General features: G+C 60.8%; 16 protein-coding genes and 1 tRNA gene. 6 read left to right on the top strand and 11 right to left on the bottom strand.

All coding sequences use genetic code 11. The features are described 5' to 3' along the window. Positions 1 to 11: 11 nt before the first annotated feature. The 4 genes from PQ455_RS03390 (at position 12) to mobQ (ending at position 3,635) form a co-directional block, all read left to right on the top strand. Entirely contained in the window at positions 12 to 245 is a 234-nt protein-coding gene (locus PQ455_RS03390) for a hypothetical protein (RefSeq protein ID WP_273689200.1), read from the top strand. Positions 246 to 255: 10 nt separating this feature from the next. Next, a complete protein-coding gene (locus PQ455_RS03385; RefSeq protein ID WP_273689197.1) occupies positions 256 to 1,839 on the top strand; it encodes a type IV secretory system conjugative DNA transfer family protein in 1,584 nt (527 codons plus the stop codon). Continuing rightward, positions 1,836 to 2,381: a hypothetical protein gene (locus tag PQ455_RS03380; protein ID WP_273689194.1), complete on the top strand. Its 546-nt coding sequence runs from the start codon at positions 1,836 to 1,838 to the stop codon at positions 2,379 to 2,381. Before PQ455_RS03385 ends, PQ455_RS03380 begins: the two co-directional genes overlap by 4 nt. 291 nt (positions 2,382 to 2,672) lie before the next feature. Further along, positions 2,673 to 3,635 carry a MobQ family relaxase gene (gene mobQ, locus PQ455_RS03375; RefSeq protein WP_273689191.1) on the top strand — a complete coding sequence of 321 codons (963 nt, stop codon included), beginning with the start codon at positions 2,673 to 2,675 and terminating at the stop codon, positions 3,633 to 3,635. Between the two features lie 463 nt (positions 3,636 to 4,098). On the opposite strand, the gene PQ455_RS03370 is transcribed toward mobQ, so the two are convergent. Then, positions 4,099 to 4,650 (bottom strand): hypothetical protein, encoded by a 552-nt coding sequence (locus tag PQ455_RS03370; RefSeq protein WP_273689189.1) that lies wholly within the window; start codon positions 4,648 to 4,650, stop codon positions 4,099 to 4,101. A gap of 715 nt (positions 4,651 to 5,365) precedes the next feature. After that, positions 5,366 to 5,944, bottom strand: a complete 579-nt coding sequence (locus PQ455_RS03365) for a tyrosine-type recombinase/integrase (protein ID WP_273691213.1) — start codon at positions 5,942 to 5,944, stop codon at positions 5,366 to 5,368. A gap of 245 nt (positions 5,945 to 6,189) precedes the next feature. Here PQ455_RS03365 and PQ455_RS03360 point away from each other — a divergent pair, with 245 nt between their 5' ends. After that, complete coding sequence (locus PQ455_RS03360; RefSeq protein ID WP_273689187.1) at positions 6,190 to 6,561, top strand: hypothetical protein; 372 nt, start codon at positions 6,190 to 6,192, stop codon at positions 6,559 to 6,561. 508 nt (positions 6,562 to 7,069) lie between these two features. On the opposite strand, the gene PQ455_RS03355 is transcribed toward PQ455_RS03360, so the two are convergent. The 8 genes from PQ455_RS03355 to PQ455_RS03320 all read right to left on the bottom strand — a co-directional run bounded on the left by PQ455_RS03355 (position 7,070) and on the right by PQ455_RS03320 (position 12,685). Further along, entirely contained in the window at positions 7,070 to 8,023 is a 954-nt protein-coding gene (locus PQ455_RS03355) for a hypothetical protein (protein WP_273689185.1), read from the bottom strand. Between the two features lie 137 nt (positions 8,024 to 8,160). Then, complete coding sequence (locus tag PQ455_RS03350) at positions 8,161 to 8,619, bottom strand: hypothetical protein (RefSeq protein WP_273689183.1); 459 nt, start codon at positions 8,617 to 8,619, stop codon at positions 8,161 to 8,163. 387 nt (positions 8,620 to 9,006) lie between these two features. Then, positions 9,007 to 9,315, bottom strand: coding sequence for a type II toxin-antitoxin system RelE/ParE family toxin (locus PQ455_RS03345; protein ID WP_273689182.1), 309 nt, complete (start codon positions 9,313 to 9,315; stop codon positions 9,007 to 9,009). A 3-nt stretch (positions 9,316 to 9,318) separates the two neighbouring features. Further along, positions 9,319 to 9,582 carry a ribbon-helix-helix domain-containing protein gene (locus PQ455_RS03340; protein WP_273689179.1) on the bottom strand — a complete coding sequence of 88 codons (264 nt, stop codon included), beginning with the start codon at positions 9,580 to 9,582 and terminating at the stop codon, positions 9,319 to 9,321. 105 nt (positions 9,583 to 9,687) lie between these two features. Beyond that, positions 9,688 to 9,906: a hypothetical protein gene (locus tag PQ455_RS03335; RefSeq protein WP_273689177.1), complete on the bottom strand. Its 219-nt coding sequence runs from the start codon at positions 9,904 to 9,906 to the stop codon at positions 9,688 to 9,690. A gap of 310 nt (positions 9,907 to 10,216) precedes the next feature. Next, the gene (locus tag PQ455_RS03330) at positions 10,217 to 11,002 is read right to left on the bottom strand and encodes a hypothetical protein (protein ID WP_273689176.1); all 786 of its coding nucleotides are present in this window, start codon (positions 11,000 to 11,002) and stop codon (positions 10,217 to 10,219) included. Positions 11,003 to 11,262: 260 nt separating this feature from the next. After that, positions 11,263 to 11,346 (bottom strand) — tRNA-Leu (locus PQ455_RS03325). A gap of 58 nt (positions 11,347 to 11,404) precedes the next feature. Beyond that, a complete protein-coding gene (locus PQ455_RS03320) occupies positions 11,405 to 12,685 on the bottom strand; it encodes a site-specific integrase (RefSeq protein ID WP_273689175.1) in 1,281 nt (426 codons plus the stop codon). Between the two features lie 316 nt (positions 12,686 to 13,001). On the opposite strand from PQ455_RS03320, the gene PQ455_RS03315 reads away from it, so the two are divergent. Further along, positions 13,002 to 13,463, top strand: a complete 462-nt coding sequence (locus tag PQ455_RS03315) for a glycine zipper 2TM domain-containing protein (protein ID WP_273689173.1) — start codon at positions 13,002 to 13,004, stop codon at positions 13,461 to 13,463. Positions 13,464 to 13,539: 76 nt separating this feature from the next. Here PQ455_RS03315 and PQ455_RS03310 read toward each other — a convergent pair whose 3' ends face one another. Next, positions 13,540 to 14,223, bottom strand: coding sequence for a Fe2+-dependent dioxygenase (locus tag PQ455_RS03310; protein ID WP_273689171.1), 684 nt, complete (start codon positions 14,221 to 14,223; stop codon positions 13,540 to 13,542). Positions 14,224 to 14,276: the final 53 nt, after the last annotated feature.

Here is a 14,276-nt window from a genome sequence, read left to right as displayed (position 1 = left end):
GGATCGACGCCATGAACAAGCAGGATTGGTTCACCGAGGCGTTCGGTTCCACCGCTACCGACATCCGTCAGCAACTGGTCGAGCGGGCGTGGTTTGGCGAAATCGTCACGCCACGCCCCAGCGACCGGGCCGCGCGGGACACCGACCAGCCATCGATCGCGGAGATGATGGGCTGGACGCGACCGGACACCGACCGGGGGCATCATAGTCCCCCTCCACCCCAGGATCACGGCATCGACTTTTGAGGAGGCCGCCATGCCTATGCAATCGGGCAGCTTGGACGCACCGCTGCTGCAACTCTCACCGACCGACCATTTCACCTTGAGGGATGCCGTGCAGGGCGTGGTCTGCATGGGCGGCATCGGTTCGGGTAAGACCAGCGCCAGCAAGGCGCTGCGGCAGGCCTATCTGCGCGCCGGCATGGGCGGCATGGTGCTGTGCGCCAAGCCTGAGGAGCGCGATCTGTGGTTGCGCGAGGCCGCCGAGGCGGGCCGCAGCGACTCCGTGATCCTCGTCGACGGCAACACGCCGATCGTCAATTTCCTCGTCTACGAATTGCGCCGCCAGGGCGCCAACGGCCTCAATGCCGTGCTCGAATGTCTGATGCAGGTGCTCGACAGTTCGCGGGCGGTGAGCGCGTCGCCCGGCAAGGATGGCGATGCGTTTTGGTCTGACAGCAAGCGGCAGGCCCTGCGCCATACGCTGCCGGTGCTGATGGCCGCCAAGGGTACGGTCAGCATCCCCGACATCATCACGTTCGTGCGCAGCGCCCCGCGCTCGCCGGACGAGATGACCGATCCCGGCTGGCAGAAGACGTCCTTCTTCTGCGCCATGTTCGCCCAGGCCGCCGCGCGGCTCGACGACGCGACTGGGCGAAAGATGGTGTCCTATTGGAAAGACGAATGGGCGTCGCTTGACCCCAAGACGCGCGGCAACATCGCGATCTCGGTCAGCACGGCGCTCGATCGCTTCAACCATGGCTGGCTGCAAACGGCGTTCTGCACGGAAAGCCGGGTGGTCCCTGAGCTTGCGTTCGGCGGCGCCATCCTCATCCTCGACATGCCGGCCTTGACCCGCAACGAGGATGGGATCGTCGCCCAGCAGCTGATGAAATTCCTGTTCCAGCGCGCGGTGCTGGCCCGCAACGGCCTGCCGCTGGTCTATCAGGAACGCCCGGTGTTCCTGTGGGCTGATGAGTTCCAGTATTTCGTGAACGCCTATGACGCGGAGTTCCTTTCGACCTGCCGTGGCTCGAAGGCCTGCATGGTCATTCTGACGCAATCGCTACCGACCCTGTATGCCAAGATGGGATCTGATTCAGCCCGCGACCGGGTGCATCATCTGCTGGGCAATTTCGCGACCCGCATCTGGCACAATCAGGCGTGCCACGAGACCAACCGCTGGGCGGCCGATACGATCGGCCAGAGCCTCCATCGCCGCGCCAACTTCTCCGAAGGCGAAGGCTCCAGCTATAGCTCGGGCTCGAACATGGGCATGGGCACCAACTGGGGCACGAACAGCAGTTCGGGGTCCAGTTCCAGCTACAGCACCAGCGGCAACGGCCAGTCCTCTTATGGCGGCGGTAGCAACAGCAGCCGGGGGTCGAGCGAGGGCGGCAACGACAATGTCGGCCGCAATCGGGGCGAGAGCAGCAGCGCCAATGTCAGCCGGGGCTATTCGGAGCAGATGGGCTACCTCATCGAGCCGGCCCAGTTCGGTCGCATCCTCAAGACCGGCGGCCCAGCCCACGGCAACCGCGTCTCGGCGGTCTGGTTTCAGGCCGGGCGGCGCTTCAACGTCTCGGGCGGCAATGCCTTCGTCGCGGAGTTCCGGCAATGAAGCGCCCCACCTCCCTCACCCTGTTCGCCGGCCATCCGGCAGTGACCCTGCCGATCATGGCTGCCGGCTGCTTCACCCTCTATGCCGCCTATGCGGGTGAGAACATCATCGTCGGCGCCATCGGCTTCGCCTTCATGGCCCGCACGATGAAGGCCCATGAAGAGGCCCGGCTCTATCGCCTATGGCACCGGGCCTGGAACGGCATGGCGGCGCCCGATCCGGCACGCGAGCGGCAGCGCCGCGCCAACCGGCTCGGCCTGTTCCTGGGCGTCGTCGCCATGGCCGCGATGCTGTTCATTGCCGGCAGCGACGATCCGCAGGCGGCGCTCATCGGCACCCTATTCATCGGGGCGGGCGGCATCGGGCTCGCCATGATGCTGCGCGCCCTGTGGCGACGGCTGCGTCGTCCCAAACTGGCGAAGGCAACGGCCACCCCGATCGTCACCGCGATCGCCCGGCCGCTGATGCCGGTGCCGTCGCTGCGCGACGCCTATCTCGGCCTGCCGATCTATTGCCGGCAGGTCCTCGGGATCGACGCCTGACCGATCCGGCCTGACCGCAATCCATGGTTGCGGTCAGGCCGGGCATCGGGTCCGCAAGGCATCGGCCCGACCGCTCCGACCAACCAGAACTATCGCGCCACTAAACAGTGAGTTCGCCGCGATGCATTATCAATTCTTTAACCATCACCTTGCTACCCTAGGTAGAACTGAGCCTCCTGGCGGGTGCACGTTGCTTGCAACGTATAAGTGCACACTTCCGCCTTTTCTTGGGCTCAGGCGCAACGAGGGGAAAGGGTCAAAGCCTTCGGTCTCAGGACTGGGGGCGCGGTGATGGCACAGTTCAGTTGGTCGATGCAGATCATTCAGCGGAGCAAAGGCCGCAGTGCGGTGGCCGCCGCTGCCTACCGTGCGGGCGAGCGTCTTCACGACGAGCGGCAGGGCAGAACCCACGATTATAGCCGCCGGTCGGGGGTCGAGCATACCGAGCTGCTGATGCCCGAGGACACCCCCGCCGCATGGCTAGGGGTGGATCGCGAGACCCTCTGGAACAGGGTCGAGCAGGCCGAGCGGCGCAAGGACGCGCAGACGGCACGCGAGCTGCGGATCATGATCCCGCGCGAGCTATCGCCGGATGACCGTATCGCCGTCGTGCGCGACTACATTCGCCAGAGCTTCGTGGCCAAGGGCATGGTCGCCGACGTGGCCTATCACAACAAGACGGCAAGCGACGGCAAGGAGCAGCCCCATGCGCATGTGATGCTCACCATGCGCCCGCTGACCGAGACGGGCTTCGGCAAGAAGTCGCGGCACGATCGCGTGCCCGACCCGACCGGCCGCACCAATGCCGATGGGCGGCCGGTGATGGTCGAGAGCAACGCCGATAGCTGGAACTCGCAGGCCTACTTCGAACGGTGCCGAGAGGATTGGGAGACCATCGCCAACGCGGCGCTAGAGCGGATCGGCTCGGCGGAGCGGATCGACCGGCGCAGCCTGCTGGCGCGGGGCCTGTCGCGCCTGCCGGAGCCGGCGCTGCGGATCGCCTGGTACATGAAGGACCTCTACGGCTGTATGCGCGAACGCTTCGGCCAGTTCCAGTTCGCCAAGCATTACCAGTCCGTCGAGCGCGCCGCCAAGGCGGCGCTGCTGAATCCGGAGACACCCGCCCGCGACCCGGCCCAACTGGCCGCCCGCTTCTACGGCTGGTTCGATCGCCAGCTCGACCGGCTGGCGCCGGAGCAACCGGAGCGAGTCACGAAACGACCAACAACACCCACCCCCGACATGGAGCGATAATCATGACCGGCAATCATTGGACCGATATGTTCGAGCAACCCAGGCAGCATGGTCGGGCAAGCGCACCGCCGCTTACCGTCCAATCCTCGGACGATGATCAGGACACGCCCGATTACGATGTAAGCATTTACAGACCTTGGATCGTACAGCGTGGGCGATCGCGCCCACCGATGATGCTAGAGTTTCGCCGTTATGAGCCTCGTTCAGGACTTTGGTCGGCTTGGGCTATAGCATATCCAATGCTTCTCGGACTTGAATACACAGGCGACTGTCTTCTGAGTTTGGATTTTGGTTCTCAAAAAATAGTGTTGGAGGGGTATGGACTGCAAGATCTTTCTCGACAAATTCAGAATGGGTCGGTCGTCGCAATCCAAGAATACTGCCAAGACTTTTGGAATTGCGACAGAACGAAGCCCATAATTAGGAAGATTAAAAGGTTTATTGATTAGTGGTATGAAGAACGTTACAAGTCATTTGTCGCATACTCCTTAGTTGACGACTGTAATCGCTCATAAAACAACTTCATAGTTAGCCTTCTGTGGGTGTTGCGGCTTAGCATTCTTATTAGACTTGGCTCATCATGCTCAATGACATTGAATTTATTAAACAGTTTTCCGTATTTTTCCTTACTATTCATATTTTTATAATTGATTCGAGATATTTCTTCGCCGATTTCGAACATTCTATGATTTGTTGTCTCGTGAAAATCTCGAACGCTTTCCCAGCCTCCTAATTTAGTGATGTCTCCGAAGGTCCACCCTGGAGTGGCATCATGCACAAAGTCTATTGTTGACATAAACCAACTTATAAGCGTTTCGGGATCGACATATCCTGCTAACCAATAATCGATTTGATCGCTTTTCAAGCCCCAATATCTTCTGTGATATGATTCTATTTCTAGTTCTATTCTTGCTTTGGTTGAGCTAATATCTTTGCTCGTCGGAGGCATTTTTTTAAAAGCGCTTATGTCCTTGACAATGGAAATCTTTATTTTGTAAAGTTCATCATAGCGCACATTGCAGCTCATGATTACGTCTATTCGCTTGTTTCGGATATTAACCGCTGCTGCGGTTCGAAATGCGATCCACGCTACGAAGCATGTTACGCTTCCCATTAGCAAGGTAACGATAGGAGCAAGAAGGATCATCCACCAGCCAGCACCTGATACTGTTCCGCCCATCCGCCCCGCGCTCCGTGCGATTTGACAGCTAGGATGGCGTAAGTGCCTCAGCACCGCAATATGCGCTGCTTACCTCACAACGACGGGCCGCGCCGGCGCTGCCGCTGGCCGATCCATGCAATCTTTATACTTTTGAGAGGAAATTTGCCCAATCATTGTTCCACCCGCTATGATAACAGATTGACCCAATAAACGATCGCCCTCAAGTTTGATCTGAGCCATAGATTCGTTCATGAAAGTCGTAGCTTCAGACAGGCACTTCTTTTCCTTGCTATTCATAGTTTTCTCCTTTTGTAGAAACTACAATATACCAGAAGTATCCTGTAATCGTATGACAGTTTTATTAAAATTGTGTCTCTGATATTTTGCTACGAGCATTCGACTTCCCGCAGCCATGGAACGTCACTTGCCTGCCTTGGCGTTGATCGAGCCCGCTAGCGATCACATCTTGATATTGAGAAGCACCGCCACAACAACACCATCGGCGCAATACACATTTCGCCAAGGGCGACGATGAAGCGCAGGGTCTGCATTACCAAGTGTGCGTGTGTCATCGATCTATCCGCCACATACGTTCTGCCAACGCGCGTTCTTCAGCGCCAACAACGAAGGTGTAAACGCGAGTCGATTTTCCGCTGGCGTGGCCGAGCCATCGGCCAACGGCGGACTCTGGGATTTTCTGGCCGATGGCGTGGACGCCGAACTGGTGACGTAGGCCCTTCGGGCTTGCTTGGGGGCCTTCGATGCCGGCCTTGTCCATCAGGGTGCGGATGCGGCGCCAGCCGGTCTGGCGGCACCAGGGGAACAGGCGGTCGTCAAGCCCGTGGCTATCGGCATGGGCTAGTAGATCACGCATGAAGGCGGCGGGCGCTGGCACGGCGCGATGCGTCAGCTTGCGGCGCTTGAGGGTGCGGAACACCACGCGCCGGCCTTCGGCGTCGATCAGGCGCGGCGTGAGCGCCAGGCCTTCGCTGAGCCGGCACCCTGTCAGATAGAGTAGCTGGGCGAATAGCTTGGTAGGTGCATCCGCCTGCGCGGCGGCTGACAGGAAACGCTTGGCTTCGGCAGGCACGAGGTACTTTCGCTGCCCCTGGGCATCGAACAACGATCCGTCGCTGGCTTCGTACATGGCGGTCACACGCAACTCCACGGCACAGGCTGCGCGACAGAATGGGATATAGTGGTGCAAGCCCGTGGGCAGAGAAAATGAGCAATCCTGCGGGTTTGCGCGTTATCAGCAACCTGTGTATCCGGCCGGCGCTGAATGTTGAAAAGCATGGGTAACATAGAGTTGTCCGGCGGTTCGACCGCAACAGAATATCCCATAATGTAACTCAATCCCCATCGATTCTCGATCGGTGGGGGATTTTTGTCATGATTCAAAAGTGGATCGCTGCCTTATTGGCAATTGGTTTCGGTTTGTCATCGACGGTCGCTCAGGCTCAGAATTGCGCTTCCATTAAAGCGGAGCGCTACGATGCCGACCGCAGCGGCCGCGCGCTGGTAGAGGACAATCCCGGCACGGCTCTGGTGGCGTTTGGCTGCATGGCGGCAGCAAAGAGCCAATATGATCAGTCGCAGAGCGCCAGCGATGCCGCGAGCACCTTTGCAGTATGCGGCGGGTTCGGCTGCACCCTGACCGGCGATACGCAGAATTGCATGTCGGCCGGCACGCGGATCATCTACCACGCGATCCGTGTCACGGTGGCTGATGACCAATTGGAGCGCTACCGGTGCCCGCGATAACGCGGGCATGTGTGGCGCTTATCGGCGGCGTTTGTCTTGTCACTCCGCTGATGGCCCAGATGGGCAGCCTCGTCGCCCAGCGGCAGGCGATGCTCAACGATCTTCTCGGCTTCACGTCGCCGCGTTCAATCGCGTCTGACCGATTGGCCTGTCTATCGGGTGAAATGGCGAAAGGCATTGCGCTTGCGCGCGCGCGGGGATCGTCCGCGATGCCCGATGCGGCTGATTATTGTGTCACGGTTCTTACCCGATCCGCGCGCGACGGAGTGCGCTCGCTGCTTGAGGATGCACGGAGTTCGGGCCCCACGTCAGCGTCCGCTCTGGATAACGGCTTTATGTTAGCATACGCCAAGGGGGAGCCCATACCGGCTGGCCTCCCGTCAATGGCGACGCTGAAACCTATCGCGGAGCGATGCTTGGCCATGGCAGAGCCGAATGTGCGGCTATGTTATGCCACGGGATCGGCGTTTGGCCGGCGGGCCGCTCGGGGCGAATTGGTGATTGTGGGCTAACCTGCGGGCGTTCGATTCGTAGATGCGACGGCGACTTCACGCGCCGTGACACCATGAGCAAACGGCTCGGCAGCATTATGATCGGATAGCGTAATGCCCGCTGCACGGAACTCGGCAAGCTCGTCCAAGCCGGAAAATTCGGGGCTAACTATTCGGGCTGGCGGCGTTGCTATGTATGCGACCGTAGTGGCTCGTTGCGCCGATCGCTCCAAAGCCGTGACCTCGGTACTGGCGACATAGGCCTTCACCGCCTCCAGCGGGTTATCGGGATGTTCGGCGAGTTTGGCGTCGATCTGCGCGTCGGTCAGGCCTTTGGATTTCAGGATGCGGCGTAAGTCGTCGCGCAGGCGATCGTCGAACTTCGACACGTCGCCGCCGTCGCGGATGATGGCGGCGCGCAGCTTCTGCGTGCTGTCGGCCAGCGCATCCCAGCGTTTCTGGAACTCGGGGCTGCTGGCACCATGGGCGGCGGCATCGGCCATCTGGCCGACTGCACCGCCAGCGGCGTTGAGGTCGCCTTCGGGCGTGCCCTTGGCCTGCTCGGCCGCGATGTAGGCTCGGCGCTCCGCCTCGCGTTGGCGGTAGGCAGCGCGTTCCTGCTCGGAGGCAAACTCCAACTCCTCGTCGAACTGGTGCATGTCGCGCATGAGGCTCGATACCTGCGCGCGGCTGTCGGCGGCGAGGTCCGCAACGCGCTCGCCGTCGCTGGTGCGCGCCAGGTTGGCGGTGACGCGGGCTTCCTGAACAGCGTTCTGGCCGAGAGCAACGGCGGCGGCTACATCACGCTTGAGGGCGGTGAGCGCGGTCGCATCGGCCCCGCCGATCTGCCGCTGCAATTGAGTGAGGCCCTGAAGCTGCGCCTTCACGTCGCCGGTGCCGGCGGCGCCACGGGTCAATTCATCGAGGGCGGCTTCAAGATCAGATTTAACGGCGTCGAGCTGGTCGATCAAATCGCGGCGCTGGCTAGCCAGCGGGTCATCCGCTTGCGGATGACCGATCTCAGAAACTGCGATTTGGCCGTCGATAGTTCGCCTCTGCGCGCGGGTGAATCTGCCCCGATTGTAACCCGCCAATGGTTAGGAATTCGTTAACGCTCGATCAGCGGGCCAGATTGTGCCCAGTCGGAAATCAGCCCGTGTAGCGCCTTGGCGCTGATGGTGAGGCCGGAGGAAATCACCCGATCACCGCGCCGGCAATCGTGGATGATGACGTTGCGCTGCGTCGGGATGCCGTGCGAGCGGATGGTGAACAGCCGCACTTCGGTGACGTCCTTCCACGGCACGAACCACTCGACCCGCCCATGGCTGAACCCGACACCCTGCGCGTCGATCGTTAGCTCGGCTGGCCGACGCAACAGCAGCACCAAGCCCGCAAGTACCACTAGGCCAAAGAAGTTAGCGCTGGCGATCATCCATGGATTGTCGTCACGGATGCCGGTGCAGGCGGCTGGCAGGCCGAATAACAGCCCGCCGATCAGGACCGACGCGGACTTCCACCAGGCAGTGTGAAAGGTCAGCGGCAGCGAGGTTGTGTTCCGAGCCTGCATCGATGCCCCCATGACGCGCTGGGGGGTAAAGCTATCACAGGATGGCTGGTCTGTCGTGAGGCTGGTTCCCGTTGCCTCGCGCGCGAGGCGCTCAGGAGCATCGGGCGGTATAACCGACCGCGCACCCCCGAAAAGGCGATGGGCTTCCGTGCCTGCGGCGTGTGCAGCCTCATCCCGCCAAGGCGGCTGACGGCCTGTGTCTGGGCCGCTCAGGCGGTCGCCTTCCCCTTCCTTGTCCATCGCGCATCCCGCGCGAGGCAAACGGAGGAAATCATGACGACAACAACCATCCTGCTCTGCATCAACACCGCCGCCCAGCTTCTGGCGGCGCTCGCCCAACTCATCGCCGCGCTGCGTCTAAGGTGAGGGCGTGAGCGATCCGCGCCGCTAAGCTGATGCTGGTGGAACCGCGACCAAGGCAACTACGTCGCGCGCACCATGAAGGACGCGGACGATCCTGACCTCCTCGCCGGCTTCGACGTAAAAGATGCGATAGCGCCCATGGCCTGCCGAGCGCAGGCCGGGCGCGAGGTCCGGCCGGGCAGCATAGCGCGTGGGATGCTCGGCAATCGTGATCATCTTAGCCTCGATCTCGGAGATGAACGACGCCGCTCTCGGCGGATTATCGACGGCGATATAGTCGCCAATCTCGATAAGATCGCGACGGGCGGCTGGAAGCAGGACGAGCTTGGCCACGGGTCAGTCTTTCTTGGCGAAGCGCGCCCGCAGCTCTGCAAACACGTCTTCGGCCGGGATGCCGGAACCGCTATCAAGGCCCTCTTTGATCGCGGCGCGCAGCACCTCCAAATCCCGCAGTTCGTTGTCGCGCTTGCGTGCCCATTCCCGCAATGCCTCGCGCACGATCTCACTGGTGGTTGCGTATTCACCGTCTTCGACCGTGTGCCGCAACGTGGCGGCCATGTCGGTTGAAACGGTGACGGTGATACGTTCGACGTTCGCCATCAAGCTCTCTCCTCTGCATACTTCATCATACTTATGCTTACCGCATTGCGGCGAATCTGTCGAGCAGAACGGGGCTGGCCGATGCCAGCCCCGGCTAGAATGGAGCTATTGCGCCTCGCCTGATTGACGATCGCGCTCCGTGATCGCCCGCATCACGATGCGACCCTGCAACGGGATCGCGGTGCAGCTGATCGAGAAGCCGCTGCCGTCGCGGTGGGGCCAGGCGGCGCCCAGCTCGCTCCATTTGGCTTTCTTGCCCTCGCCGGTGACGACAAAGATGCGGTGGGTCGGCTTGGCGGTGGTGGCGATGGATTGGTCGGTCATGTTCGGCTCCTTTGGTGTCCGCCGCCGGACCATCCTGCGGCTTGCGTGGGGGAGCACAGGGGGCGGGCCATCGAGCCGAGGGTCACACCCTGCGTTAGCGCCCGAATGGGCATGGAGCTGCACAAGCCGCAGGCGCGGAAGCGAATGGGGTTTACCCGAGGCGGGCCTGACCTAGACGCTCATCCCATATTAGAAGCCGTGGAATGGTCCAGCGTGGCACCCATGGCGTGTTGACCGGTCAAAAACCAGAGCTTGGCATATTAGCCGCGCCAGCCAACGCGTTGTTGCCGACACCAGCCAAAGCGGTGCGTCAGCCCCAAATCCGCTCGATGGAGCCATCCTCGCAAAGAATCTCGTAAGGCCCAAGCTCTCGGTAATCATCATACGGGATGTCCAGCACTAAGGGGGGTGATGGTCGCAGCGGGTCAAGCCGATCCGCCTGCTCAGCCGCCCAGGAGAACCAAGCCGCATCTCTATCCAGTGTGCCATCCTGTACGGCAGCCCTTTCTGCGGCTGCCAAATACGCCCGTACCAACTGGGCACGCTGCCAATTATTGGCGTCGTTCAACAAGGCCTTGTGGGCTTCGCGTTCTTGATTCACCTGATCGCGCAGTTCAGCGCGCTCGTATTCCACGGCCTTCTGCTTGCGCTCGAATGCCTCTTCCCGTTTGCGCCAGACAGTCCGATTTGTTGCTATTTTCCGTGAAGCCGCAATAATCTTGCTGACTTTCTGTTCGAGCGGGCGACTGGCGGTGTCTTTCCACACTCCTAGCGTCGGGTTCCGCCCAATCTCGAAAGCAAGGTGGGTCACTCGCCGCCCGCGTTCGACAAGTCGAATCGGCACCAATTCCCCATCAATTACTATGGAAACGCCATGTTCGTAACTGGTCGCATCGTAAGTGATTCCGAGGCTCTCCGCTTCGCAGACGCGCAGCAGCTTGTCCGCTAAGCCAAGCGCACGTTTACAGTTCGCATCAGACACTGAAATATCAAAGCACAGATTGCGATCTGGCCGGAGCGTGCCCCCCTCACCCGGCGGCAACCATTGATGCAGCTTGGCGGTAGCTTGGATAACAAGATGGAGGTTGTCGAACAATTCTCTGCTGATGACGCCAGACGTGAGCTGATCGCGACCCAGGCCTATGGTTAGAGGGGGATGATGACATAAGCAAGCGCCTCCCGGCGCGATAGATGGTTGCGATGGCCGCGCGGCGTTCGCCGCGCCTGTGGCCACCATGCCTACGGTTCCTTCGGCATTTCGAGGCACGAAGGACGGGCCGTTCAGCCCATGCCTCCTTCGCGCAAAAAAGCAGAACCCTGCTCCTGTTCAGTAGCCTGACGGGCTCTGCTGAGCGATGGTGCGGGCGGTCGGACTCGAACCGACATGCCTTGCGGCGGCGGATTTTGAATCCGCTGCGTCTACCATTTCACCACGCCCGCACAGGACAGACCCTATAGCGGGTCCAGTATATCCTGCAACCGGAAAGGCGAAGCCCCTTCAATCCGCTGCCGCCGCAGGCTTGCGACGCGGCTTACGGACCTTATTCACTTTAGGCTTACGAACATTCACAGCGGCGGCATCAATATTGTTCTTCAAATGCCGTCCGTAAAATTTCTCGATCATTTCAACACTGGTGCGGCAGTTCTTTGCTACTTGATAGATATCAGCCCCCTCCAGAAGCCGCATACAGATGTAAGTGTGGCGTAAACTGTAGCAGGTACGAACATGATCATCGCGATCCAGCTTCAAGTTCAACTCATCGAGCACCGTGTTCATTAGTTCGCGCGGCGTTTTTCCGAAGATCGGGTCGGTCAGCTTCAGGCTTTTGCGTTTGCGGACACGCTCGAATGGAAGCACAGCCCCCGGCATCGATTTGCAGAAACCTACGCCACGCTTGCCGCGCACTTCGATCTCAAGGATGCGCTCGCCTGTCGCTTCGTCCTTCACGACCTGAACGTCACGCAGTTCAAGCCTCGCCGACTCATCGGGCCGAAGGCCGGTGTTCCCCATGAAAAGAACGTAGTCATGAAACGTCTCGCACTCCTTGCGCCAACGTTCCTTGGGAGGGTTCTTCGCCCGCTCGCGCGTGTACTCGTAGAGTATTTTATACTCTTCGGGCGAGAACCAAGCGCGATGCTCCACCTTACCGGACGATTTATAGGCCACCGACATATCCGGCAGCGCATCAATCCACCCCTTCCGATTGGCGGTCTTCAGGACCTGACGCAGCGTCACTGTCTCGCCGTGGAGGGTAGCGCGCGCGGGCTTCTTCACTTTTCCGGTCTTTGGATCGATCCGCGACGATTGGCGGTGAACCCGGTAATCCTGCACCATTCCGGCCGTCACATCGGCTACCGGCGTATCCCCAAAATAGGGAAGCAGATGCACTTTCACATGCATCGACTTCTGCGCGACGTAATCAACGTTACGCTCGCCGAGTGTTATAATCTCATACTCTTTAAGGAAGGCATCCGCCGCATCCTTGAACGTCGGCCCCGCTGCCGCAGCGCGGTTCTGACGGCGGCGACGGTCCATTGTCGGCGCGGGCTCTACGATAATCTGCTGTTGAACTGGGCCGTCCAACAGAGGCGATATGCGCCCACGGCGGCGGTTGCGTTCCTCGACCAGCCGTTCGAGATACCATTGCTTGGCAAACTCGACCGCGAGCGAGAGGTTTTTTTCCTTAGTGGACTCGCGGTGATTGCGACTGCCGAGATAGGTTGAGCACTGCCAAAAGCTGCTGCCTTCACGTCGATAGACGTGAAGCTTGTCATCCATGAAAGTGTGCTTCTCGCTCGTCAAATCCGCCTTGTTCAAAATGTGTAAGACATGTGTAAGGATATCTGATGCGTCTGACTTTGTCAAAGTCATTGATTTTATTAGATTTTTCGCGTTATTTTGTAGACCCAATTCCATTTTGAGTCCGCTGCGTCTACCATTTCACCACGCCCGCACGGGGAGAGCGTATAGCGGCTCCCCTATCCCCTGCAACCTCAAAGGCCGGGATGTTACGGTGGCCGATCCAGCCGCAGGCAGCCCGATGCAACCCTAATCGCCGGCGCCGGTTACGTCACCGTCCTTGAAAGGGAATAACATGCGTAAAGCCTTCATTGCCGCCCTCATGCTGATCGTGGCGGGCCCCGCCCTCGCGCAGCACGGCCGCGATCGTGATGATCGACATCAGGATCGCGGCGACCGCAACCGCTACGACCAGCGCTGGCGGGGCGCGAACTGGCGTGATGGCGGGCGTTACGATTACAACCGCCCCGACAATCGTTACGGCGGCTATGACGCATCGCGCTATTATCGCGACGACCGGCGCTACAAGGAGCGGCGGCTTGGCCGCAACGATCGTATCTATCGCGGTGGCGACGGCCAATATTATTGCCGGCGCAGCGACGGCACGACCGGCCTGATCGTCGGGGCATTGGCCGGCGGCGTGCTGGGCAACGCGCTCGATCGGGGCAATTCGTCATTGCTGGGCACCGTGTTGGGCGCCGCTGGCGGCGGCATTCTCGGAAAGTCGATCGACAGCAACAACGCGCGCTGCCGCTGAGCGGATCGCGCGGCGAGGCGGTCCGGGCGCTTTAACAGAGCGTCGTACCGCCTCGCCCGTTTGTCAGAGGCGCGGCCTAGGCGTCCGCCCAGCGCCGCAGCAGATTATGGTACACCCCCGTCAGCCGCACGACCTCGGCATCGCCCTGCCCGCGATCGGCGGCGATCGACTGGATCGACTGGTCGAGTTCCAGCAGCAATCGCCGCTCGCCATCGTCGCGCACCATCGATTGCAGCCACATGAAGGAGGCGACGCGCACGCCCTTCGTCACCGGCGTCACGCGGTGCAGGCTGGACGAGGGATAGAGGATCATGTCGCCGGCCGGCAGCTTGACGATATGGGTGCCGAACAGATCCTCGACCTGTAGCTCCCCGCCCTCATAATCCTCCGGATCCGACAGGAAGAGCGTCGCCGAAAGATCGCTGCGCACCCGCATCTCGCGGCCGATGCGGATGGCATTGTCGACATGCACGTCAAACTTGCCGCCCTGCGATGCCGAATAGCGGTTGAACAGCGGCGGAAACACCTTGAGCGGCAGCGCGGCGGCGATGAACAGGGGCGTGCGGCCCAGCGCGTCCAGCACCGCGCCGGCCATCCGCCGCGCCGTCTCGCCATCCTCGGGCAATTGCTCGTTGCGCTTGGCCAGCGCCGCCTGAAAGCCGGAGGTGACATTGCCGTCCACCCATTCGGCGGCGTCCATCTCCGCGCGCATGGCCGTCACCTGCTCGCGCGACAGCACGTTGGGAATCGCGATCATCATGCGATGGGGCTTAGCGGCGCGGGGCACGATATGCACCCGTTACGACATGGCCG

The sequence above is a fragment of the Sphingomonas naphthae genome (genome assembly GCF_028607085.1).
Taxonomy (GTDB): Bacteria; Pseudomonadota; Alphaproteobacteria; order Sphingomonadales; family Sphingomonadaceae; genus Sphingomonas_Q; species Sphingomonas_Q naphthae.
This window is presented reverse-complemented; position numbering and strand designations above follow the sequence as displayed.